Annotated in this window: 19 protein-coding genes; 2 read left to right on the top strand and 17 right to left on the bottom strand. The window is 42.3% G+C overall.

The window, feature by feature from the left end; genetic code table 11:
* Positions 1 to 349 precede the first annotated feature (349 nt).
* From ACX1C1_RS19560 to ACX1C1_RS19520, 9 genes are all read right to left on the bottom strand, one after another.
* Positions 350 to 1,264 carry an IS3 family transposase gene (locus ACX1C1_RS19560; RefSeq protein ID WP_458957733.1) on the bottom strand — a complete coding sequence of 305 codons (915 nt, stop codon included), beginning with the start codon at positions 1,262 to 1,264 and terminating at the stop codon, positions 350 to 352.
* A gap of 17 nt (positions 1,265 to 1,281) precedes the next feature.
* Positions 1,282 to 1,608 (bottom strand): transposase, encoded by a 327-nt coding sequence (locus ACX1C1_RS19555; RefSeq protein ID WP_458953847.1) that lies wholly within the window; start codon positions 1,606 to 1,608, stop codon positions 1,282 to 1,284.
* Between the two features lie 2,022 nt (positions 1,609 to 3,630).
* Entirely contained in the window at positions 3,631 to 4,164 is a 534-nt protein-coding gene (locus ACX1C1_RS19550; RefSeq protein ID WP_458953846.1) for an SF0329 family protein, read from the bottom strand.
* 176 nt (positions 4,165 to 4,340) lie between these two features.
* Positions 4,341 to 4,787, bottom strand: a complete 447-nt coding sequence (locus tag ACX1C1_RS19545; protein WP_458953845.1) for a WapI family immunity protein — start codon at positions 4,785 to 4,787, stop codon at positions 4,341 to 4,343.
* 2,446 nt (positions 4,788 to 7,233) lie between these two features.
* Positions 7,234 to 7,701 (bottom strand): NUDIX hydrolase, encoded by a 468-nt coding sequence (locus ACX1C1_RS19540; RefSeq protein ID WP_458953844.1) that lies wholly within the window; start codon positions 7,699 to 7,701, stop codon positions 7,234 to 7,236.
* A gap of 179 nt (positions 7,702 to 7,880) precedes the next feature.
* The gene (locus ACX1C1_RS19535) at positions 7,881 to 8,402 is read right to left on the bottom strand and encodes a DUF6886 family protein (protein WP_458953843.1); all 522 of its coding nucleotides are present in this window, start codon (positions 8,400 to 8,402) and stop codon (positions 7,881 to 7,883) included.
* A 630-nt stretch (positions 8,403 to 9,032) separates the two neighbouring features.
* The gene (locus tag ACX1C1_RS19530) at positions 9,033 to 9,674 is read right to left on the bottom strand and encodes a HEAT repeat domain-containing protein (RefSeq protein WP_458953842.1); all 642 of its coding nucleotides are present in this window, start codon (positions 9,672 to 9,674) and stop codon (positions 9,033 to 9,035) included.
* Between the two features lie 791 nt (positions 9,675 to 10,465).
* The gene (locus ACX1C1_RS19525; RefSeq protein ID WP_458953841.1) at positions 10,466 to 11,206 is read right to left on the bottom strand and encodes a hypothetical protein; all 741 of its coding nucleotides are present in this window, start codon (positions 11,204 to 11,206) and stop codon (positions 10,466 to 10,468) included.
* A gap of 831 nt (positions 11,207 to 12,037) precedes the next feature.
* Positions 12,038 to 13,147 carry a tyrosine-type recombinase/integrase gene (locus ACX1C1_RS19520; protein ID WP_458953840.1) on the bottom strand — a complete coding sequence of 370 codons (1,110 nt, stop codon included), beginning with the start codon at positions 13,145 to 13,147 and terminating at the stop codon, positions 12,038 to 12,040.
* Between the two features lie 242 nt (positions 13,148 to 13,389).
* On the opposite strand from ACX1C1_RS19520, the gene ACX1C1_RS19515 reads away from it, so the two are divergent.
* Positions 13,390 to 13,812, top strand: coding sequence for a VOC family protein (locus tag ACX1C1_RS19515; RefSeq protein WP_458953839.1), 423 nt, complete (start codon positions 13,390 to 13,392; stop codon positions 13,810 to 13,812).
* A gap of 85 nt (positions 13,813 to 13,897) precedes the next feature.
* On the opposite strand, the gene ACX1C1_RS19510 is transcribed toward ACX1C1_RS19515, so the two are convergent.
* The 8 genes from ACX1C1_RS19510 to pyk all read right to left on the bottom strand — a co-directional run bounded on the left by ACX1C1_RS19510 (position 13,898) and on the right by pyk (position 22,706).
* Positions 13,898 to 15,454 carry an ABC-F family ATP-binding cassette domain-containing protein gene (locus ACX1C1_RS19510; protein ID WP_458953838.1) on the bottom strand — a complete coding sequence of 519 codons (1,557 nt, stop codon included), beginning with the start codon at positions 15,452 to 15,454 and terminating at the stop codon, positions 13,898 to 13,900.
* A 140-nt stretch (positions 15,455 to 15,594) separates the two neighbouring features.
* Positions 15,595 to 16,404, bottom strand: a complete 810-nt coding sequence (locus ACX1C1_RS19505) for an alpha/beta fold hydrolase (RefSeq protein WP_458953837.1) — start codon at positions 16,402 to 16,404, stop codon at positions 15,595 to 15,597.
* A 68-nt stretch (positions 16,405 to 16,472) separates the two neighbouring features.
* Positions 16,473 to 18,068: an MDR family MFS transporter gene (locus tag ACX1C1_RS19500; protein WP_458953836.1), complete on the bottom strand. Its 1,596-nt coding sequence runs from the start codon at positions 18,066 to 18,068 to the stop codon at positions 16,473 to 16,475.
* Between the two features lie 108 nt (positions 18,069 to 18,176).
* Entirely contained in the window at positions 18,177 to 18,617 is a 441-nt protein-coding gene (locus ACX1C1_RS19495) for a MarR family winged helix-turn-helix transcriptional regulator (RefSeq protein WP_458953835.1), read from the bottom strand.
* A gap of 651 nt (positions 18,618 to 19,268) precedes the next feature.
* Positions 19,269 to 19,535 carry a CD3324 family protein gene (locus tag ACX1C1_RS19490; RefSeq protein WP_458953834.1) on the bottom strand — a complete coding sequence of 89 codons (267 nt, stop codon included), beginning with the start codon at positions 19,533 to 19,535 and terminating at the stop codon, positions 19,269 to 19,271.
* Entirely contained in the window at positions 19,498 to 19,650 is a 153-nt protein-coding gene (locus ACX1C1_RS19485; protein WP_458953833.1) for a hypothetical protein, read from the bottom strand. Before ACX1C1_RS19485 ends, ACX1C1_RS19490 begins: the two co-directional genes overlap by 38 nt.
* A 338-nt stretch (positions 19,651 to 19,988) precedes the next feature.
* On the bottom strand, positions 19,989 to 20,957 hold the full coding sequence (locus ACX1C1_RS19480) for an EamA family transporter (protein WP_458953832.1): 969 nt from the start codon (positions 20,955 to 20,957) through the stop codon (positions 19,989 to 19,991).
* Between the two features lie 330 nt (positions 20,958 to 21,287).
* A complete protein-coding gene (gene pyk, locus ACX1C1_RS19475) occupies positions 21,288 to 22,706 on the bottom strand; it encodes a pyruvate kinase (protein ID WP_458953831.1) in 1,419 nt (472 codons plus the stop codon).
* Positions 22,707 to 22,821: 115 nt separating this feature from the next.
* Between pyk and ACX1C1_RS19470 the strand changes: the two genes are divergently transcribed.
* A complete protein-coding gene (locus ACX1C1_RS19470) occupies positions 22,822 to 23,607 on the top strand; it encodes a helix-turn-helix transcriptional regulator (protein WP_458957732.1) in 786 nt (261 codons plus the stop codon).
* Positions 23,608 to 23,678: the final 71 nt, after the last annotated feature.

The raw sequence follows: 23,678 nt of genomic DNA, 5'->3' as shown, positions 1-23,678 counted from the left end.
CAATTAATCCCTACATTCCCTTCATATTTTTAATTCTTTCCATCTGTTCAATCATTTCATTTCCTTCATTTTTTTAATTACTCTGATTACTTTAATTCTTTATATCCCTTACAATCTCTGAGCTTCTTCGATTCCTTAATTCAATTACGTCATTTAATTATTATGATCCTTTTGATATCTTTGAATCTTTTGGTTTCTAGGATTCCAACGTTACGTTGTAACACGACAACTACAACTTTTCAGTTCTCCAACAAACCGGTTTAACCCCCGAATAATGGACAGTGCACCTCTTATTCGATTGATTGCATAGAATTGCTTAGGGTTGCTTCGATTTTCGTTATTCATCGACTCACACTTTGATTTCCTTAGGCTTTGCAATGCCAAGCTTAATTGCATCCATATATTCGTAGGGTGACATATCGTAGATGCTGCCATGAATGCGATCATGGTTGTAGTTGTGGATAAAGCCGGTCACGACTTCATAGGCATGTTGATAGCTTTCAAATTCGTATCGCTGATAGCATTCGGATTCTAGAATGGCATGGAAAGATTCGATATGCGCATTTTTATTCGGAGTCTTCGGTGGTATGCGCTCGTGAATAATCTTGAATTGTTCGCAGGCCTCCGCAAATCGATGGCTTATGAACTGTGGTCCATTGTCTGATCGTATGACTGGCCCACTCGCCTTGCCAAAGAGTTGGCGCTTCATGAGCGCCTCTTGCGTGATCTGGACAAGGTCTTTGGCTTCGCAGGACAAACCGAGGTGATACGTAACGATGGCTCGGTCGAACACATCGATGATGCTCATGAGAAAGAAGAAACGCTGTTCACCTGAAATCCAACCATACTTAATATCCGTCTCCCACAACTGATTGGAACCGGTAATCGTTCTATTGTTCGCCAGCCTCTTAGGGTACTTGACTTTCAGCGCTCGCTGAGGCCGCAGCACATTCATCTTCTTGCACAGTCGGTAGACTTTCTTCTTGTTGATGACAAGTCCGTGCTGGCGTTTTAACAGCTTTGTCAGCTTACGGTAGCCATAAACGGACGTATACTCATCGGCTAATAACTCCATGATCCATTCACAGATTTGCTCGTCACTGATTCGTTTGTTGTCTTGCGTATATGAGTATCCAGGTGCGGGGCGACCGCTCCTATGGTATTGTTCAGGTTGCTGATTTGTTCGAACCACATGTGTATAGTAAGTGGATCGCTCTACTCCCACAAAGCGCAGCACAAGGCTGATCGAATGCCCCTGGCAGATATATTTCTGCGCAATCGCTATTTTATCCGCAAGTGCGGGTTCGTTTTTTTTAACAGGTCACGGAGGATCTCCCTCTCTAGCGCCTGCTCTGCATAAAGCTTCTTGAGTTTCTCATGTTCCTTCTCTAGGGCAGCGAAGTCGGCTGCTGAGGGAATGAACGTTGGCTGCTTCAAAGCTGTATCGTCTAGTTGATCAAGATCTTTACGCTCAAGCTGTCTCGCCCAGCGTAGTACCATCTTCGGATCGATTTCATGCTGCCGTGCAGCAGCGGTCATATTACCAATTTCTTTCCCTTTTGCTACAACCATCTTCTTGAAATTCAGATCAAACCTTCTTCTCTCCATTGCTTTCCCCTCCGACTGATTTCATTGTATCGGAATAAGGGGTTTACTGTCCAAGTTCATTTGGGGGCTAAATAGAAACTATGAATTGAAATTCAAAATTGCTCTTGATCTGCCCCGATTGCATATAACGTTTGTGTATTCACGACGCTCGACGAAGTCGAGTGTGTCCACAGCAACTTCTTCTTCGAAGCCACTTCTGGGACCGAGGGCGTAGCCCGATGCGTGAATATGGTGTTATGAGATGTCGGTCCTTCTTTGAACTACTTCCAAAAACTTCTTTAATTCTTATTGGCTTCTTTTGTCCTTCAAAATCTCTCAATGTTTTTAAATCTCTTTTTATCTTTAATTATCTCAAATTGTCTTTAAATATCTCCAAATTTCTTTTAATATCAGTTGATTCAATTTAATTCCTTTATATCTTTCCATGTTTTGATACGCCCTTAATTGCTTTAGTATTTCTGATTAAATTGTAAATTCATGTTTAGATTCCGTCCATTAATTCTTAAATAATCAATCGTTCTTAAGACACGCACACTTAACCTGGATACGATCAAAGTAACTTGCACCAGTCAAATAACAAGATCCATACCAGTAACCAATTTTTTGTTCTTTTCTTTTAAATGTTCTTTCGATTTCTCAATAAGTGACTATAACCATTCATTAATTCAAATATTCAGTCATTTGTTTTGCTGTTTAATGCCCTTGGCCGATTTCTCATAACGTTTCGTATATTCACGACGCCCGACGGAGTCGGGTGTGTCCTCAGCAACCACTTCTCCGAAGCTGCTTCTGGGACCGAGGGCGTAGCCCGACGCGTGAATATGGTGTTATGCGATGCCTCCAACTTCTTCGATTAAACTGAAATGCTCTTGAACTTAACAACTATTCTCTTGACTTTGATCTTAAACCAAAATGTCCTTGATCTTGATCTTAAACTAAAACGCTCTTGACCTAGATCTAAAACCAATACGCCTTTGACCTTGATCTAAAAACAATATGCCCTTGATCTTGATCTAAAACCAACATGCCTTTGACCTTGATCTAAAACCAATTTGTTCTTGACTTTGATCTAAAACCAAAATGTCCTTGACCTTGATCTTAAACCAAAGCGCTCTTGACTTTGATCTTAAACCAATAATCGCTTTACCTTAAAGATTCATTATAATAAGCATTTGATCTTGGAGGTTTCGCATAACGTTTCGTATATTCACGACGCCCGGCGAATGCCGGGTGTGTCTACAGCAACCACTTCTTCGTAGCCGCTTCTGGGACCGAGGGCGTAGCCCGATGCGTGAATATGGTGTTATCCGATGCTGCTTGCTTCCTGAAATACATTCAAAAATTCACTTAGATCTTAATTTCCCTTGAACTGCCGGGCATACTTCGGATCCGAATACGCTTCGATAATTCTCTTGAACTGCCGGGCTCGCTTCGGATCCGAATACACTTCGATAATTCTCTTGAACTGCCGGGCTCGCTTCGGATCCGAATACGCTTCGATAATTTTCTTGAACTGCCGGGCTTGCTTCGGATCCGAATACGCTTCAATAAATTTGTTGAACTGCCGGGCTCGCTTCGGATCCGAATACGCTTCGTTAATTCTCTTGAACTGCCGGGCTCGCTTCGGATCCGAATACGCTTCAATAATTTTGTTGAACTGCCGGGCTCACTTCGGATCCGAATATGCTTCGATAATTCTCTTGAACTGCCGGGCATGCTTCGGATCCGAATACGCTTCGCTACATCTCATGAAGTGAATGGGGTGTAATATGTCCAACCAGTATCAATCACTTTAATTAATACTAATTATATTCTTTAAGCTCTAGCAGTTTCGGATAACGTTCTTGTATTCACGAACCTTCACTGCCTTAAGTGACCGAAGGGAACGGCCGCGACGCGGTTAGGCAGTGCAAGGTTGTCCGGCTGACTATGCTTCCCTGCTACTGAATAACCTTCTTCGATACCACATCTTCTACTTCGGCCCGGACCAAGGAGCGATAGCGACGCAGCGTGAATACGGTGTTAGGCGAAGTTTCCCTCGTCTCTGATTAACCCTTCAGCTTTTAATCTTATTTCTTTAAATTTATTTACGATATTATTTTCATCTTCTTTTATATTCATTAATCTTCTCTTCCCTATTCTTCTGTCAAAATATGAAATTGCCCTTATAATAGGATTTGTTGAACTCATTGCATCTTCTATGGATATATTTAAATATTCTTCAATCGCATTATAAAATTCGTATTGGTTATGAATTCCTTGTCGTTCCAATTCTTTATCTGATTCTTTATAAGCTTGATAATAACCCTTTTGTTGCTCTGGATCTTTCCAGTCTAGGGAATTGCTTTCCAATCTAATTGCATTGGCAACAGTGTTATATAAGTAACTTCTCTTGACTGTACAAAAATCATGAATAATCTCATGATCAATAGTTATCCAAGCCCTACCAACTTGATCATGCGTCCCCCTATATCGTGTGCTGTTAAAAGTAATCCTGCTCTTGAGAGAGTCACATATTCTTGATTCTATTTGCTCTTTCAATTTACTCCATCGCATTTCTTTCACCTCGCACTTTAGGAAATTTCGCCTAACGTTTCGTATATTCACGACGCCCGGCGAATGCCGGGTGTGTCCACAGCAACTACTCCTCTGAAGCCGCTTCTGGGACCGAGGGCGAATGCCCGATGCCTGAATATGGTGTTATAAGATGTCCCCGCCTTCTTGAAATACTCTCACAGGTCCTTGATGCCCTTCATGCCACCATATTTTAAATAAATCAATTGTAAGTCTTCAATCGTCTTTACCAAATAACTTTGATCTGATTCGAAAGAAAAAGTTAATTCATTATCGACACTTGGAAATTCTTTGTAGTTACCATTAATATAAATTCTTCCACGTTGATCAATTTCAATTGTTACTTCAAAATCACTATCAAAAGCCTTCAAAAATGCTTTTCCTTTTAGTTGTTTGTACATCTCACTTATCTCTTTATTTAGTTGAAACAATTCACCGGTTGTTAACCAAATTGATCCTTGAACAGTGTAATTGCCACTTCGAATTTGAATAGTTCCTTCAAAATCATATCCGCCTGAATAACTTGTAGAGTTTGGGAATCCGGAAACTTCTTCAAAACTAATTATAATCTTTTGATTCTCTTCTCCGAGAATGCGAACATTCATTTAGGTCACCATACTTTTAATAATTTATTGTTCTGCGGGGATTTCTTATAACGTTTCGTATATTCACGACGACCGGCGAATGCCGGTTGTGTCCACAGCAACCACTTCTTTGAAGCCGCTTCTGGGACCGAGGGCGAAGCCCGATGCGTGAATATGGTGTTATGTGATGCTCCCTGCTTCATTGGGCTACTTACAATTATCATTGATTCTCTTTTGTATTAATAAATATCTTTCTGAACCTAATAATAACTCACTATAAAAGAACATGTATTGCATGTGATAGCTCATATTAAAATTGCTCTTGTGATATTTCATTAAATGGTCTACATATTCTTTATAAAAAATCTTTATCCGCTTTTCTGTCTTTACTGTGTTCAGATAGTTCGATAATTCAGTTAGTTTTAGTTTTGTATATTCCAGTACATCCCGAATTTCTTCCTCTGTTAATTTCTCATATGCTTCTGACCTGGAATTCCAATGGTTGTCGAACACTTCTCGGTTTTCATTTAAGATTAAGTATATTGGTTTAACTATCTCTCTTTCTTTCTTCAACCTTTGTATCTTGAATGTCTTTTTTAATTTCTTAATAATGAGACATCCCACCTCATTTAAAAATCTTAATATGCTCTAAGGGAGTTTCACATAACGTTTCGTATATTCACGACGCCCGGCGAATGCCGGGTGTGTCCACAGCAACTACTTCTCCGAAGCCGCTTCTGGGACCGAGGGCGAATGCCCGATGCGTGAATATGGTGTTATGTGATGCTCCCTGCTTCATTGGAATACTTTCAATTATCATTTATTCTCTTATGTATTAGTAAATATCTTTCCGATCCTAATAATAATTCACTATAAAAGAACATGTATTGCATGTGATAACTCATATTAAAATTGTTCTTGTGATATTTCATTAAATGGTCTACATGTTCTTGATAAAAATTCTTTGTCCGCTTTTCTGTCTTTATCGTTTTCAGATAGTTTGATAATTCAGTTAGTTTTTGCTTTGTATGTTCCAGTACTTCCCGAATTTCTTCCTCTGTTAATTTCTCATTAGCTTCTGACCTGGAATTCCAATGGTTGTCAAACACTTCTCTGTTTTCATTTAAGATTAGGTATATTGGTTTGACAAAATCTCTTTCTTTCTTCAACCTTTGCATTTCAAATGTCTTTTTTAGTTTCTTAATAATGAGTCATCCCACCTCATTTAAAAATCTTTATATGCTCTTAGGGAGTTTCACATAACGTTTCGTATATTCACGACGCCCGGCGACAGCCGGGTGTGTCCCAGCAACTTGGGACCGAGGGCGTAGCCCGATGCGTGAATATGGTGTTATGCGATGCCTCCTACTTCTTCGATTAAACTGAAATGCTCTTGAACTTAACAACTATTCTCTTGACTTTGACCTAGATCTAAAACCAATACGCCTTTGACCTTGATCTAAAAACAATTTGCCCTTGATCTTGATCTAAAACCAACATGCCTTTGACCTTGATCTAAAACCAATATGCTCTTGACCTAGATCGGAAACCAACATGCCTTTGACCTTGATCTAAAATCAATATGCTCTTGACTTTGATCTAAAACCAACATGCACTTGACCTTGATTTATAACCAAAGCGCTCTTGACTTTGATCTTAAACCAATAATCGCTTTACCTTAAAGATTCATTATATTATGTATTTGATCTTGGAGGTTTCGCATAACGTTTGTGTATTCACGACGCTCGACGAAGTCGAGTGTGTCCACAGCAACTACTTCTTCGAAGTCGCTTCTGGGACCGAGGGCGTAGCCCGATGCGTGAATATGGTGTTAGCTGATGCCCCTGGCTTCTTCGACTACTCTACAAATTGTTTATATCGCTTTTCAATTCTTTTCAATGTCTCTTAATGTCTTTTACATCTTTTAATTTGTTTCAAATTGCTCTTCAATTTCTTTCAAATTCCTTTGATGTCCCTTACATCTTTCAATTTCTTTCAAATTCTTTTATTCACTTGTGATCCATCCGTTTTGAAATTCTTGATCTTATACATAAATTCAATTTGCCTGTTCATTTCATCTTGCGTCATTTAAAATACACAATATTTTCCGCTGGGCATCAGACCAGCGTTAACTCGTACTAGGCTGATTGAAGATACGTACTGCTTCATTCGCTGCAGCTTGCCTCTAGTATAAGTAATCAATCTTTTAATTGACTTACATTATCTATATTGCCTTTAGGGGTTTCAGCTAACGTTCTTGTATTCACGAACCTTCACTGCCTTAAACGACCGTAGGGAGTGACCGCGACGCGGTTAGGCAGTGCAAGGTTGTCCGGCTGAATTAGCTTCCCTGCTACTGAATTTACTTCTTCGAAACTACTTCTTCCTGCTTCGGTCCGGACCAAGGAGCGATAGCGACGCAGCGTGAATACGGTGTTATAAGATGTCCCCGCCTTCTTTGAGCTACTCATACAATCTTTATCTCATAAAATTTTTTCAAGTTGTTTATATCAATGTTGTACTTTGTTAGTGTATTTTTCGTAATTTGATTCCATTTATCATTGTATATATAAAACATTTCTCCGAAATTCATTCCTAGAGGTAATACATCTTCAAATTTTATTTCTTCGATTTCAAAACCAGGTAATTTACTCAGCTCTTCGACTTCTGCATTAAATACCATTCCAAAGCTTCCACGCCATTGATAAATCCCGAATGGTATTAATTCAAATCTCACAGCTCCAGTTTCTTCATATAATTCACGGCTTGCTGCTTGTAAGATAGATTCTCCTATTTCTCTTTTACCCCCTGGAATCTCCCAACCTCCACGATTTTTATTGTGTATGATAATGAATTGGTTTTTGAACTTAGCAAGTAAAACTGCAAAGTTTACTAATTCATGGTCTATCTCATTTAATTCATACCAATCATTCATGTTTTATTCCTTTCTGTTTTTAATGTTTTGCGGGGATTTCTTATAACGTTTCGTATATTCACGACGCCCGACGAAGTCGGGTGTGTCCACAGCAACCACTTCTTCGAAACCACTTCTGGGACCGAGGGCGTAGCCCGATGCGTGAATATGGTGTTATACGCTGTTGCTTCTTCTTCGAATTACCTAATCGTTCTTGTTGCATTATCAAATTTATGTATTCCAAAGTCCTTTATTGTAGATTTCAATAGTTCATTTCTTAAAATGTTTAGTTCAGGTGTGAAACGCACTTCAATATTCATTTCCGTTAGTCTTTCAATTCCATTATTAATCGGTGTCATACATTTAGGTTTAACTTCTTCGTAAGAAATATAGTAGCCCGCTGTTTCATCGAATATTGAAAATGAGTCATTAGGCAATTCATATCTAAAAAGTGTTGTATTCATTATTGATTTGTACCAGTTAGTTTCTACGGTTATGACAATATCAGCCTTCGTCGTACCAAAGAATCGAAATAAATCTTGTTCATTTATATTGTCATGTTTGGTATACACGATTCGTGGGCAGCTTCGCGGGAAGAAAAAAGTAAATTGATGTTCTTCATCAATAGCCCAAACAACTGGTGGCATATTTCTTCTATTATCTTTAACTCTCGGCTTGAAGATTGATATATCATTTTCTTCGCTAAAATGATATAGCTTCATTGAACTCCCCCATTCATATTGATCTTAGCAATTGCGTATAACGTTTGTGTATTCACGACGCTCGACGAAGTCGAGTGTGTCCACAGCAACCTCTTCTTCGAAGCCACTTCTGGGACCGAGGGCGTAGCCCGATGCGTGAATATGGTGTTATATGCTGTCGGGGCCTTCTTGAATTACTTTCAAATACCTTTGTTCTTCCAATATTTTTTTGTCCTTTGATATCCTACATCTTTGATTTCTTTCGATCAATTAATCCCTACATTCCCTTCAATTATTTAATCATTCTGATTACTTATATTCTTTCTATCTCTTACATTCTTTCAAATTCTTCGGTTCCTTTTATTCATTTTCATCATTTCATTTTTATGATCCTTTTGAGATCTTTGATTCTTTTTGTCTCTGTGTTTCAATCGTTTCGTTGTATCACGACAACAACATCTTCTAAATTCTCAAACAAACTTTGAATTGAGCTTTATATTAGCTCTTGATCTGCCCCGATTGCATATAACGTTTCGTATATTCACGACGCTCGACGAAGTCGAGTGTGGCCGGCTGCTATTGCTCCCCTGCTAATTACATCTGTCCGGACCGAGGGCGTAGCCCGATGCGTGAATATGGTGTTAGATGAAGTTACCGACTTCCTTGGTCGTTCCCGCGTTCAGTTCTAATTCTTTGAGTAGCATTTCTAATAATGATGGAATTACTCTGTTCACTATCTTTCAGATATTCAAAAAGTTTTTGGGAATTTATCATGTGTAATACTTCTAATGCAGCAATTCTCTGATATTCATAACCTGTTGAATATGCTTCAAGTGCCAGCTCTTCTGCATATTTAGATTTCATGGATCCTAGAGCTAATAAAGCTCTTCTTCTGACATATTCGTTAGAGTCTTGCCAATATGATCTGACTAGTTCTTCAATTTCTTGATTAGTGTCAGATAGTTTACTTACATAATACACAAGCTGCCATCGAGTATCGTGATCAGGATAATGTAGTCCACGATTTGCTAGATGTACAAGAAAATTAGGGTGTTCTATCAATAACTCCACTAGATATTCTCGTTCATTATCTCGCCCAATAAGATATAAAAACGCATCTATTATTTCTTGACTACAATGTTCATAATTATTGGTTTGAAGGAAAATATCAAACGCATTTATTAATTCCATCCAATGAGGATAGTCCGTTTCCCAATCATTAATATGATCCACTGTTCTCGACCATGAAACAAATTCATTATAATAATTCATTATTTTAAAATCGTTTTTCATCTTTGATAACCTCATTTAATGATTTCGGTAATTTCATCTAACGTTTTTGTATTCACGAACCCGAAAGGCTTAAGCAGCGGATCTGGTCGAGCGAAGCGACCAGATTGCCGGGTGGCTCCGCCACTTAGCCTTGCAGGGTTGTCCGGCTGACTATGCTTCCCTGTTAATGAATCCACTTCTTCGAAACCACTTCTTCCTACTTCGGCCGGACCAAGGAGCGACAGCGACGCAGCGTGAATACGGTGTTAAGTGATGTTCCCGCCTCCACTGCGATACTTTCAAATACTCTTGATTATTAATTCGGGTTTGTTCTTCAAATACTCACTTAATATTCAATTCGATTTTGATCTTCCAATATGATCTTAAACAGATGAACTTGATCTTCAATATGCTTTCGATTTTCAATATGCTCGTAAATATATGCTCTAATATCCAATACGCATTTAGTCTTCAATTATGATCTTAAACAAGTGACCTTCATCTTCAATATGCCTTTAAACATCTATACATCTTTTACCATATGCCCTTGAACTTTATCACGCTTTTGATTTTCAATTATACTTTTGAATTTCAAATTCGATAATGATGAGTAAATAGGACGATGATAAAAATAAGCTCTGGAACTTAAATGCACTTGCGGGAATTTCACTTAACGTTTCGTATATTCACGACGCCCGACGAAGTCGGGTGTGTCCACAGCAACTACTTCTTCGAAGCCGCTTCTGGGACCGAGGGCGACAGCCCGATGCGTGAATATGGTGTTATATGAAGTCTGAGCCTGCCCGAGTCACTTACAAAATTATTTTTCTCTTTTTTAAATATATATTTTGTGTTGATATATCTTTTAAATAGTTATCATCACTTATCGGAATTAGTAAAATACATCCCATTTCCTTTAACATGTTTATGTACTCTAGATTTACTCTTGCTAATATATATTTTAAGTAATGAGGTTCTAACCATGGGAAGCAAAATAGTTTCTTTTTATAAGCTACTCCAATTGCCATTGATGCACGCCAAACTTCACCACTCTGGAACTCTAATGGTCTATAAATTCTTCCATTACGTTCATTCCTTTCGTTAAGACCAGATAAATCAAATATTTCAGATATTTCTTCGATTGTCATGGTATTGTTTGTCAACAATATTCCTAGTCTTATTTGCTCTGCAACTGTTTTTAAGTTCAAAATTTTCCTCTTCAATCTTCCTGGATAGTTTTTCAATTTTCTATATGGGCTTTCTATTACCCCTTCGCCAACATAACATGAAATGTTTCTTAATGTTTGATTTCCAATCACTTGCCCATTCAATAATATTGCACTTGATTCCGTAAGATCATTAATCCTTCCAGCTAATAAAAAGGAAACTAACCAGCCTCCAGATCCCAATTCACCAACAAGTCCATTAATGCTACCAGCTGTTAGAGTAGCAGAGAAATCAGTAATTGTATCCAGAATTCTATAATTATGAAACAATGAAACATGATGAACATAATTCAAATTATTGATTTGAAGTTCTTTCATAAGCATCATGCCTCAACTCTCATTTTCATTTAGATTTGCTCAGATTTCATATAACGTTTGTGTATTCACGAACCTTCACTGCCTTAAGTGACCGAAGGGAACGGCCGCGACGCGGTTAGGCAGTGCAAGGTTGTCCGGCTGAATTGGCTTCCCTGCTACTGAATCAACTTCTTCGAAACCACTTCTTCTTGCTTCGGCCGGACCAAGGAGCGATAGCGACGCAGCGTGAATACGGTGTTATGAGATGTCGGCTCTTCTTCGAGTTACTCCCAAATACTCCCTTCATTCAATTTAAATTTGTTCTAATTGTCCTTAAACATCTCTTAATATCTCTTAATATCTCTTAATATCTCTTGCCATCTTTAATTATCTCTTAACATCTCTCAATGTTTTTATAGCTTCTGATACGACTTTGATATTGAATGATCTTACATGTTTGATATATGTACTTAACTGATTTAACGTTTTCTATTCAATTGTAAATTTGTGGAGAGAATCTGTCCATAATTTGTTGAATAGGTCATTCGTGGTCTGCTTATTCATAATCCGTATACATTATCTAGATGCGTTGGAAGTGACTTGAGTTGCAGACTAATCAAAACACGTAAGAGTAACCAATTTTCTTTTCATATGTTTTAAAATGTTTTTTATCAAAAATGGCAATCACAAAGCCAATAATTCTAAAATTCAGTTAATTCTCTTGCTTTAAATGCTCTTAGCCGATTTCTCATAACACCCTATTTACGCCTGTCGTTTAGGTCAAAGGGGTTGGTGGGTTTCGGTTTGGCGTAAAAGTAATAAGTGGTGGTGGGATTGCTGTATTCGATCCTATTCCACTCCCTAGTCGAGTGGGCTTTTGATGCGGCTGATGTCCTTGATGCTCACGTGGGTGTAACGCTCCGTCGTTTTACTGCTCCTATGGCCCAGCAGCTCCTGAATGTAACGGATGTCGATTCCGCTTTCCAGTAGATGTGTCGCGAACGAGTGGCGCAAGCTATGGATACTCGCTTTTTTGTTTATACCCGAAGCGGTCAGTGCCTGCTCGAATATTTTCTGGGCCGTTCTCTCCGTTAGATGTTTCCCAACATATTGCCCTTGGAACAACCATTCCTTCCCGCCATATTCAGTGGATTCGCTCGCATATCGCTGTAACATCAAGTACGCCTGCTCCGAAAGCAGCGTTTGTCTATCCTTTCTTCCTTTACCCTGCCTAACAATCAATGTTCTACGTTCCGCATCCAAATCCTCATAACGCAGCCTAACAACCTCGCTCACCCGAAGGCCTGATGAATAGGTTAACATAAGTAATGTTTTATGTTTGAGGTTGTTAATCGATTCGAGCACTTTCTTAATCTCGTTAAGCGATAATACATGCGGGAGTTTGGATTCTTTTTTCGGCCTGACAAATGAAGATTCATCTCGTATGAGCTGGACCCGCTCGCGGTAAAATTTGATCGCACTGATTGCCTGATTGACATACGCATGTGAGTAGCCACTATCGATCAAATATAAAGAATAATGATGAAGATCTTTTCCTGTTTCGGAGGAGGAACGCTGCTGCAGAACATAAGCGGTATATCGTTCTAGATGACTCAAGTAAACTCGAATCGTCTTCGGGCTATAACCTCGCAGCTTCAGCGCTTCCAGCATTTTCTTCCGGTCAGACTCATCTGCGATTCTTTTTTTCCTTTGTACCGGTTCACCTCCGCTGCCGGACTGCAACAAGTAACACTCCGCTTTTAATTCTTGTCCTGCTTGAATTCGTTCGATCCCAACCCCAGTTACAATCTGTTCGACATGATGTAATGTGTAAGGAACGGTCCAAGCCCGTTCTTCCGGTTTCCAGCGACTTCCTTTAAGCGATTTGAGGAGCTTTACATAAGCTGGATCAAAAGGTTCAAACCTAATCTTGAGGTTATAATCATCAACTTTTTCGATACGCATCGTCATGAAATCATCCTCCATTATATCACTTATTCTAAATACTGGAAACAAAAAAGAGGAACCAAGTCCGTCGACTTGAGCTCCTCTGGTTCTTCCAGACTAGAATTCTCACAACAATATGCTAACATACGTTCGTAGAAATGACAACTTTGACAACAAGTTCTTTCCGCATAAAGATTTCTTTGATATTTTTTTGATATACTACAGGTAGTTATGTATCTCTTTACAAAAGGAGTGTTCATCCACCTATGTCTATTAAGTTTGTGCCATATGTCGTAATGGAAGGCGGTCGTACTCTAGAAGCTGTGGCGTTTTATCGTGAGATATTTCAAGCAGAAATCGTGATGCTGCAGAAGGCGAGTGACATACCTGGCTTTACTTCTGAACAATTAAAGGATTATGTTCTTCATGCTCATCTTCAACTTCCCGATGGTGCAGAGTTATATCTTTGTGATTCATTCCCGCAGACTCCTTATAAGCAGGGCAATAATGTAACGATCTGTATCAACACCGAGGATACAGAAATTACACGGGGATTGTTCAACACTTTACTGGATGGAGGTACAGTCAGACATCCATTGGAAGAGACGTTTTTTAGTCCGGCATTCGGCACGGTTGTGGATAAATTCGGCGTTACCTTTACGATTTCAACAATTTCAACTAAGAATTGATCATCTAGTACGTGTATATGCGCATACATCGAGAAAAACCTGTCTCTTCCATTTCGGAATAGACAGGTTTTTTTGGGGGTACCGTTTAGAATACTTTTGTTGTCCAGGACTCGCAGTTCCACGTTTCTGTTACGACATCGCGGTAGAACTCCGGTTCATGAGAGATCAGCAGGACGCTGCCCTTGTAAGCTTTAAGCGCACGTTTAAGCTCTTCTTTGGCGTCGACATCCAAGTGGTTGGTAGGCTCGTCAAGTACAAGCAGATTGGATTCACGATTGATAAGTTTGCATAGACGAACCTTTGCTTTCTCGCCACCGCTTAATACCGTAATCTTGCTTTCAATATGTTTGGTTGTCAGACCACACTTGGCGAGTGCGGCACGAACCTCGAATTGTGTGAAGGAAGGGAACTCCTTCCAGATCTCTTCGATACAGGTGTTGTAGTTGGCATCCTTCGCCTCTTGTACGAAGTAACCAATTTCCAAATTTTCTCCAAGCTGCACATGACCAGACACTGCAGGAATTTCACCGAGAATGCTGCGGAGCAAGGTCGTTTTGCCGATACCGTTAGCGCCAACAAGCGCGATCTTCTGTCCCCGTTCCATACGCAGGTCAAGCGGTCTGGAAAGCGGCTCGGAGTAGCCGATAACAAGGTCTTTCGTTTCAAAGATAACGCGGCCAGCCGTCCGTCCATCTTTGAAGTTGAACTGCGGCTTCGGTTTCTCTTTGGCCAGCTCAATAACGTCCATCTTATCTAGCTTTTTCTGGCGAGACATCGCCATGTTGCGCGTCGCTACACTTGCTTTGTTACGCGCGACAAAGTCCTTCAAGTCCGCAATTTCCTGCTGCTGACGTTTGTAAGCAGACTCCAGCTGCGACTTCCTCATCTCATGAACTTCTTGGAAGTGATTGTAGTCGCCGACATAACGGTTCAGCTCCTGATTCTCCATATGGTAGATCAGGTTAATGACACTGTTGAGGAAAGGAATATCGTGTGAAATGAGAATAAATGCATTTTCGTATTCCTGGAGGTAACGTTTCAACCACTCGATATGAACCTCGTCCAAGTAGTTCGTAGGCTCATCGAGGAGCAAGATGTCAGGTTTCTCAAGCAGCAACTTTGCTAGTAAAACCTTTGTACGTTGACCACCGCTGAGATCGTTGACGTCTTTATCAAGTCCGATATCCGTTAGCCCCAAGCCGCGCGCTGTCTCCTCGACCTTTGCGTCAATCATGTAGAAATCTTGGTTGGTCAACATGTCCTGAATCGTGCCAACATCCTCAAGCAACTTCTCAAGCTCGTCTGGCGTAACATCGCCCATACGGCCGTACATGTCATTCATTTCGTTTTCCATATCAAACAAATATTGAAACGCGCTCTTAAGCACGTCGCGAATCGTCATTCCCTTAGTTAAAACTGCATGTTGATCTAGGTAACCAACACGCATCCGTTTGGACCATTCGACTTTGCCGTCATCCGGCTGGAGCTTGCCCGTAATGATGTTCATGAAAGTGGACTTGCCTTCGCCATTGGCGCCGATTAAACCAATATGTTCGCCCTTTAGCAATCGGAACGAAACGTCGTTGAAGATCGCACGATCGCCGAAGCCGTGGCTGAGTCGTTCTACGTTTAATATGCTCATCTATGACACCTTTTCTGTAAGAAATTCATACATGCTATATTATAATCGTTATCGCCCCTACAACTCAACCACTTCATGACGTTTCCCGCCAATATATCGACAATTTCCGCTTTTCCCCTTCAGTCATGCTGCTCGGACTCCTATCCCTTCAGAAACTCCAGCAGCTTCATATTCAATTCCTCCGACTGACAGATCGGTGCGCCATGACCGCTGTTGGCCATCGGTATTAAGGTAGAACCAGCAATTCTCTGATGCACAAGCTGTGCGTTCTTAAACGGGACAAGCTCATCATGTATCCCATGGAAAATAGCGGTTGGCACCTTGATCACGCTCAAATCGCGATTAACATTATCTTTTGCTGACTCTGTCAGCAGCTGAATACTCGCGTAAGAAGCGGATTGTAAGCCCATGTTGACGAACCATTGCTGCATGGCTGGACCTAAATTACGGTTAAAGAACATGAGCGATACATCATTAAAGAATTTGGGGCGATTACTTAATAGCGGCTTAAGCAACGCATCAAATGCCGCTTGGGGCAGAGCGTCTGGCGCATCCGGTCCTTGAACAAGCGCAGGGGCAACCGCGTCTATCAGCGCCAGTCGGTTAAACCCGCTTCCTTGGTGGCGTGCCATATATCGGATGGAGACTGCGCCTCCCATCGAAAATCCGACGAGTGTAGCTTCGCGAATTGCCAATGCCTGCACGACTGCGGCAATATCATCGGCTAGTCGGTCGTAAGAATATCCTTGCCAAGGCTTATCCGATTGTCCGAAGCCTCGCATATCCATCCCGATACAACGATATCCGTGCATGGGCAGGATATTGTATTGATATTCGAACATGGCGTGACTGAGCGGCCAGCCATGCATAAAGAAGACTGTGCGGCTTCCTGCTCCGGGATCGATATCCTGGACATATACATGAACGTCCTTCTCGACTTCAACGTACATAAACAATCACCCCATATCCAATGTATCCAATTCGATACATGTATATGGGGTGAACAAACCTCAATATGTTAGACAGCTTCGGCTTTCGTTTCTTGCTCTGTCATATTGTTCGAAGTACGAAGTGGAATCTCCCGCAAGAACAACGAAAGGATCATAGCCAGCACAACTAATGAAGTGCCAGCAAGGAATACGACTGTCAAAGAATGACTGAGAGCGTCCCTTAGCGTGTCGATCATTTGTGTAATGAGCGGCTGAACGTCCGCAGGCAATGTCGACTGCAGCTCCTCAAGCTTAGGCTGATCGAGCAGCATCTCTGGATTCTGGAAAGCTGCCAATTCTTTTGCAAGCGCAGGATCTAGATCTTCGAAGTGGAAACTTGTATTGGAAGAAGCAGCTTCTTTCATATTACGTACAAGCGCAGATTGCATAATCGTTCCCATGATCGCGATGCCAATCGTACCGCCAAGGTTCCGGAACAATTGCGAAGAGGACGTAGCTACACCAAGCTCGGTTGGCTTTACGGCATTCTGAACACTAAGTGAGAATACCGGCATGCCCACGCCTAGTCCGACACCAAATACGATCATAGCGATAACCGCCAGCCATACGCTGTTCATAAAGGCCATAATCAACATCCCTGCGACCATAATCGGCATGCCAGCAACCGCAAAACGTTTGTATTTGCCAGTCTTCGTAATCTGGCGACCGATAATGGTACTCATAATAACCATCGCGATCGACATCGGCATCGTAACATATCCAGAATAGGTTGGCGAGATGCCTTCGACGCCTTGCACGAAGAATGGCAGATAAATGAGTGCGCCCATCATACCGGCGTTCATCAGGAAACCAATTACATTAGAGATTGTAACGATATCATTACGGAACAACGACAACGGCAATACCGGGCTCTTGGCCTTACGTTCCACAAGGATAAAGATGATCAAGGACACAAGAGATGCTCCGAACAGCCCAATAATTTGCCAGGAGCCCCAATCGTATTTGCTGCCTGCCCACGTAAAACCAAGCAACAAAGCAATGATTGTGATGCTGAGGAATAACGACCCCACATAATCGATGCTCTCCGATTGCTTACGATCAACTTTCGGGAACAAGAACAGAATCATGAAGAAAGCAACAACACCAAGCGGTAAGAAAATCCAGAACAACCACTTCCACTCCATGTTGTCGACTAACCAGCCGCCTAATGTTGGTCCGATCACGCTAGAGAAGCCGAACACAGCCATCATTACGCCGGTCCACTTGCCGCGTTCACGAGGCGAGAACAGATCTCCAACTGCTGTAAACACGGTGGCCATGATAATACCTGCGCCCACACCTTGTACACCGCGATAAATAATTAATTGAAAAATATCTTGAGAAAAACCTGTTAATAATGCGCCAATCATAAAGATAACGATACCTGATAAGATAAATGGTTTGCGACCATAAATATCGGACAGCTTACCAACCAATACGGTCGCAAGCGTTGATGTTAACATATAAATTGTGATGACCCAGCTATAATACTCCATGCCGCTTAGGACGGCAATAATGCGCGGCATCGCCGTGCTTACAATGGTCTGATTGATAGCCGAGAAAAACATGGCCGCGATAATGGCGAACATAATCGTCATCTTTCGTTTGTGTGATAAATGTTCCATACTGATTTCTCCCTCATTCTGTTTAAATAATCGACTGTCTTACGGGACAAACTTGTTCGTGCTCAGAACTGCTCAGAAGCAGATATCGTTTTCGTTACTTAATGTCTCCTACTGAAAGCTTTCTGAGTCTGGGCTAGCGGCTGCAACCAGTTTCTCCATTAAAATGGTCACCATTTCTACTTCTTCCGGAGTCAAGCTCTCCATATACTTCGCAACGATCTCCTTCCTGCATGCATGAGAATGAAGGATAACTTCCTCCCCCAAAGCCGTAAGCCGAACCATGATTGCTCTCCGATCCGACTCATCACTTTCACGAGTAACATAACCGGACTTCGCAAGCCGCTCGATCATGGCTGTTACCGCACTGGGCTTTACGTCAAGCTTGTCGGCAAGCTTCGTTAACCTGCAACTTCCACTCTTCTGGATGTAATGAAGCATGAACATTTGGGTGCTGGTTACTTGACCGTCCAATTGCTTCATCATTTCCGACGTAAAGTTACGATTGAGGATAACCAGCGATCGTTGAAATCTATCCACTAGTGTCTCCATCTGTTGCCTCCCGCAAATTGATTAAGAACTATATATTTCAACTATTGAAATATTAACTTCTAAAATACTTTTTGTCAACGCTCCTTTAACTCACAAAAAAGGACAGCTTTTCTAATGAAGACGAATAGCTGATCGGGCCATTGGATGATTCTCTTGCTTTGTCGATATCTATTACACTTGGACAGCCAAGTTACGACAAACATTTCGTGTATCGTCTGTTACGATAAAGCATGTCGCTTATCTATTACAGAGGAGAGTTGCAAATGAAGCTAATATCGAACCAACATTTCAAGAACGAAACGATCACCTTCGACGGATTTACATTCACGAACTGTACATTCTCAAATTGTGTCATTATAATAACCTCTCTTGATTTTCACTTTGAAGGCTGTTCTTTCTATGGCTCTAACCTGCATGTCAATCCAGACTTGCCTATATTTGATGTCTCTCACCGCTTATCTCAATCGGATTACGATTCGGATACCTGCTGCTACAGAGATGATTATAAATATCCCCAAACAAAAGTCGCTCTCCCTTCTGCTACTCATTAATTCGAAAAAAGTGAACAAAAAAACCTCCGCTTCTGTATCGATTTCTCGATTCAGAAACGGGGGTTCTTTTAATCCGGACGATAGGTTGTTGTACATTTCATTAACGGGCTTTCACGATGATCTTGCGAATGCTCTCGCTGGACAAATGATATTTGCGCTCCAGCTCGGCAACGGTCGCTCCGTTGACGTAACATTGTACAATCTCACTGTTGCGCTCCGCAAGCAGCTTTCGGGTTCCGCTAACCTCGCCCCAGCTCGCGCGCTGATTCGCCGGCTTCGGGATATAGATCAGGTCCCCCTGGATATATTTCTGGAGCTCTAATAATAGGCTAGGGGGAAGCACGTCTCTTCCATTTTTGTAGTTCACTTTCAAAGTCCTCCTCGAACTGGTTTAAACGATTATAATGCGTCACTTCAGATACAGATGGCACTACGGCAATATCGGACAAGCTTGCAACATTCCATGCTTTCCATGCATTCATTGTTAACATCCTCCCTTTCGTCAATTTTGGGTCTGGCTGGCTTCACCGAGTGAAACCGCTCTTTTATTATAATGAAAAATGATCATACGTACAACGCGTTTACTTCCATGAAATTGAAGAAGAGGCCCTTGGGCCTCTTCCGATATCGCTGTGCTCTCCGATTACTCGGAGATCACCTCTGCGTTGTGATTCAATTCGATCATCTCCCTTCGCAAGTATTTCGTCGGCCCCGACTCCTTCATTATAATTCCAGCAATGGAGCTTGCGAAAGCGAAAGAACGATTTATAATGAAACTTTACCAAATAAGCTGAGTCGGCTTGCTTTATCCTTCGGCATGTTATGAGGTGGAGCTGGCTGCAGTACGGCTACGCTTCAACAGCTCCGGCATCGCCACACCCATAAGTACAATAGCGACACCTATCCATCGCACTGAACTTACTTCTTCGTGTAGAACGATCGCTGACAATAAGACTGCCACAGGCAGCTCGGCTGCACCTAGAATAGCTGCCAGCCCTTCGCCAATATGAGGAATTCCGTAAGCGAACAATAGAGGTGGAATAAACGCACCAAACAAACCGAGAAGTAAACCAAATATCATCAGATCGCTAAACAATCCGCCGTTCCATAGAAATTCTGGCGGGAACAATACGAATACGAGAGACATCGCGCCAAACATCATCCACTTGCTTCTTTCGACCGGCTCCGCATGTTGGACGACCTTTCCATTAAACAACATAAATAACGTATAGCTAACAGCAGCTAGCAAGCCTAATCCAATTCCCCCTAGATGGAAGATATCTGAGCCTTGTTGTGTAATGCCTGCTGCAAGAAGTGTTCCACCGATCAAGATTACAAGCGTAATATAAGTTCTGCGCTCTGGTCGCTTGCGCTGTCGTACAGCCTGAATCAGAACGCCCATCCATGTAAACTGGAATAATAACAAGATGGCAACCGATGCCGGGATATACCGAAGCGATTCATAGTACAGCAGCCCTGTAATCGCTGTTGGCATCCCTGCTAACAAGAGCAGCAGTTTTTGCTTGTTTGTAATCTTATTGGATATCGTTTTTCGGACGACAACATTACCGTGTACAATTGTCGTTGTTGGAGATTTCGCGCGTGACTTCTGATTTTTGCGATACCGAATAAAGACAGATAAGGCCCATGTGAGCAAAAATCCGATCATCATTTGGCTCCCTACAACCTCGCCCAGCGAGTACCCTTGTCCATATGCCAATACAACAAACGTGGACAAGATGCCATAACTAGCCGCTCCAAGAAAAACGGAAACGATATGTTTTGTCATGATTCAACCACTCTCCTAATGAACAGAGTCGCAATGACATGTCTGTCACTTTCGTATGCGGCGTCAAGAAGCATGTTTCATACATACCAATGAACGCACAAAAAAAAGCTACGGACAACGGGCCGGCGCCAAATATAAACGCCATACCGCTATTCGTAGCAAGGAAGTTAGGCTTCCCGTAGAACCCCCGCCCTGTGTCATGAACCGTTATGCGGAGTTATACGAATGTATGATTGCACTACTGTTAGGTTATTTTGCACAATGATTTGGTGACCAGAGCCATTGTCGCATCAATCACCTTGTCCTGTCAATAGTCAGATACCTTGTACCTTATTCCATCTGATGGATTCGGATCAAGTTAGTTGCTCCAGCTTTCCCGCTAGGAACACCTGCGGTGATCACAACAAAATCCCCTCGCTCGAGAAGCTGTGTACGTGCGGCATTACGCACGGATGATCTGAACATTTCGTCAGTAGATGGCGTCGACTCGCCTTTAATCGGCACGACACCTCGCACTAGAGTCAGCCGCTTAAGTACATGATCATGTGAGCTAATCGCAATAATCGGTGAGGACGGGCGGTACTTCGACACCATCCTTGCAGTAAACCCGCTTTCAGTTGGCGTCAGAATCGCTTTAGCGTTTAATTGTAGCGACGAGCTGACGACTGCCTGACTGATCACCTCAGTAATAGAGCCCGTTGGTGTTGTGATCCGTGATTTGAATTGCTCGGCGTGATTAATCGTCGACTCCGCACGTTCAGCAATCGAGGTCATCATGCGCACCGATTCCAACGGATATTTGCCAGCTGCGGTCTCACCGGACAACATAATTGCGTCTGCGCCTTGCAATACCGCGTTCGCTACGTCGCTGACCTCTGCCCGAGTAGGACGTGGATTCACTTGCATCGAATCAAGCATTTGCGTCGCGACAATGACTGGTTTGCCGGCAACGTTACATTTATCAATCATCGTCTTCTGAATCATCGGCACATCTTCGGCCGGAATTTCGACACCGAGATCGCCGCGAGCAACCATGATTGCATCCGAAACTTCGATAATCGCATCCAGATTATCGACACCTTCTTCATTCTCGATTTTGGAGATGATCTGAATATGCGATGCATTGGCATCCTCTAGCAGCTGACGAACTTGCAACACATCCTCCGCTTTGCGAACGAACGACATCGCAATCATGTCAACGCCTTGCTCAATGCCGAACGCGATGTGGCGCACATCCCGCTCCGTTACGCCAGGCAGTGTCGTGCTAATGCCTGGCAGATTTACGCCTTTACGCGGTTTAAGCGGACCGCCGTTCATGACGGTGCAGACGATCTCGGTTTCGTTCACTTCCTTCGCGATCAACTCGATCAAACCGTCGTCAATGAGAATCCGATTGCCTGGCTGGATCACCTTCGGCATATCCGGGTAGTTCACGGCGACCACATCGCCATTGCCTGTTATCGGACGGCTTGTCAGAGTCAGTGTATCTCCGGCTTTCAGCTCATAACTGCCTTCTTCCAATGTTCCGATACGAATTTCCGGTCCCTTTATATCCATCATAACCGCTACGATGGCGGATGCTTCAGACGCCGCCTCGCGGATCAGTTCAATTCGTTTGCTATGGTCTTCAAGTTCGCCGTGTGCCATGTTCAGTCTGGCAACATTCATGCCTGCTTTCATCATTTCCTTCAAAATGGATATGGAGTTGCTGGATGGACCCATCGTGCATACAATCTTCGTCTGACTCATCTTCTTCATCCCTCCGTAATTATCTTCGTTCATTGTAGTAGAATGAGCGGATATCGTACATGAAATATAGTATGATGGATGAAGTATAGTACGGGAGTTGTTGAATGTGATCGAAATGATCGACTGCAATCAGAACAAAGGTTTAAATTGGTACGACGAATCGACGGGCAATGATGGTTATGCGCGATTGGTAATCGTAACATATGGCAGATGTCTTTATTTCGTGGGAGGCGTCAAACATATCGCAGAGCGTGGTGATTTTATTTATTTGCCTCCTGGCATTTCTTATTATGGCAAAAGCGTGCCAACCGTTTTTCACGAAAAGTTGGTATTCACCTTCTCCATTTTCCCGAAATCAAATATCGAATCTAGGGGTGCAGCCGATCATTTGCCATTGTTTGAAGCGAATCAGATCGTCCAAGCAAAGGCGGGGTGCTACGAGCTGACGTTAGAGCGAATTCGAGTAGCCTGCGCCGAATGGGAGGACCAAGTCCCTTATTCTCGTATCCGAATGAGCGCAGCCGTCATTGAAGCCCTAGCGCTTTGGAGCCGGGAACTCGATCGAGGACAAGAAACCGACGTTTCGTTGCAGCATGCCGACAAGATGAAAAGTTATATTCAAACTCATTATCGTGACAAAATAACAAAAGAAACGCTTGGCGATCATATCGGACGCAGCCCCAACCATGCCGCCGCCCTCTTCCGCCGTGTTACCGGTCAGACGATCAGCGACTACGTCCACGGCGCAAGGATGCGAACAGCTGCCTATATGTTAAGTGAATCTCTGCTTACGATCGCGGAAATATCTGATTATTTGGGATATGCCGATGTTTCCTATTTTCAACGGGTATTCAAACGTACGTGGGGATGCTCACCTTCCCGATATTTATCCAAGCGCTAACAACATAACAACAATAAGGACCATGATTGATGCCGGCCGAGTCGGCTTCACCATCATGGTCCTTTGTCTGC

The organism is Paenibacillus sp. strain BS8-2 (assembly GCF_054483835.1).
The sequence above is the reverse complement of the archived record's forward strand: the minus strand, read 5'-3'. Positions and strand labels throughout refer to the sequence as shown.

Coding starts and splice junctions, on each gene's coding strand:
- ACX1C1_RS19485 (WP_458953833.1), bottom strand. CDS start 19,650: ATGAATGCATGGAAAGCATGGAATGTTGCAAGCTTGTCCGATATTGCC.
- ACX1C1_RS19500 (WP_458953836.1), bottom strand. CDS start 18,068: ATGGAACATTTATCACACAAACGAAAGATGACGATTATGTTCGCCATT.
- ACX1C1_RS19555 (WP_458953847.1), bottom strand. CDS start 1,608: ATGGAGAGAAGAAGGTTTGATCTGAATTTCAAGAAGATGGTTGTAGCA.
- ACX1C1_RS19505 (WP_458953837.1), bottom strand. CDS start 16,404: ATGTACGTTGAAGTCGAGAAGGACGTTCATGTATATGTCCAGGATATC.
- ACX1C1_RS19510 (WP_458953838.1), bottom strand. CDS start 15,454: ATGAGCATATTAAACGTAGAACGACTCAGCCACGGCTTCGGCGATCGT.
- ACX1C1_RS19540 (WP_458953844.1), bottom strand. CDS start 7,701: ATGAATGATTGGTATGAATTAAATGAGATAGACCATGAATTAGTAAAC.
- ACX1C1_RS19520 (WP_458953840.1), bottom strand. CDS start 13,147: ATGACGATGCGTATCGAAAAAGTTGATGATTATAACCTCAAGATTAGG.
- ACX1C1_RS19525 (WP_458953841.1), bottom strand. CDS start 11,206: ATGATGCTTATGAAAGAACTTCAAATCAATAATTTGAATTATGTTCAT.
- ACX1C1_RS19495 (WP_458953835.1), bottom strand. CDS start 18,617: ATGGAGACACTAGTGGATAGATTTCAACGATCGCTGGTTATCCTCAAT.
- ACX1C1_RS19530 (WP_458953842.1), bottom strand. CDS start 9,674: ATGAAAAACGATTTTAAAATAATGAATTATTATAATGAATTTGTTTCA.
- ACX1C1_RS19545 (WP_458953845.1), bottom strand. CDS start 4,787: ATGAATGTTCGCATTCTCGGAGAAGAGAATCAAAAGATTATAATTAGT.
- pyk (WP_458953831.1), bottom strand. CDS start 22,706: ATGAGTCAGACGAAGATTGTATGCACGATGGGTCCATCCAGCAACTCC.
- ACX1C1_RS19535 (WP_458953843.1), bottom strand. CDS start 8,402: ATGAAGCTATATCATTTTAGCGAAGAAAATGATATATCAATCTTCAAG.
- ACX1C1_RS19550 (WP_458953846.1), bottom strand. CDS start 4,164: ATGCGATGGAGTAAATTGAAAGAGCAAATAGAATCAAGAATATGTGAC.
- ACX1C1_RS19515 (WP_458953839.1), top strand. CDS start 13,390: ATGTCTATTAAGTTTGTGCCATATGTCGTAATGGAAGGCGGTCGTACT.
- ACX1C1_RS19480 (WP_458953832.1), bottom strand. CDS start 20,957: ATGACAAAACATATCGTTTCCGTTTTTCTTGGAGCGGCTAGTTATGGC.
- ACX1C1_RS19470 (WP_458957732.1), top strand. CDS start 22,822: ATGATCGACTGCAATCAGAACAAAGGTTTAAATTGGTACGACGAATCG.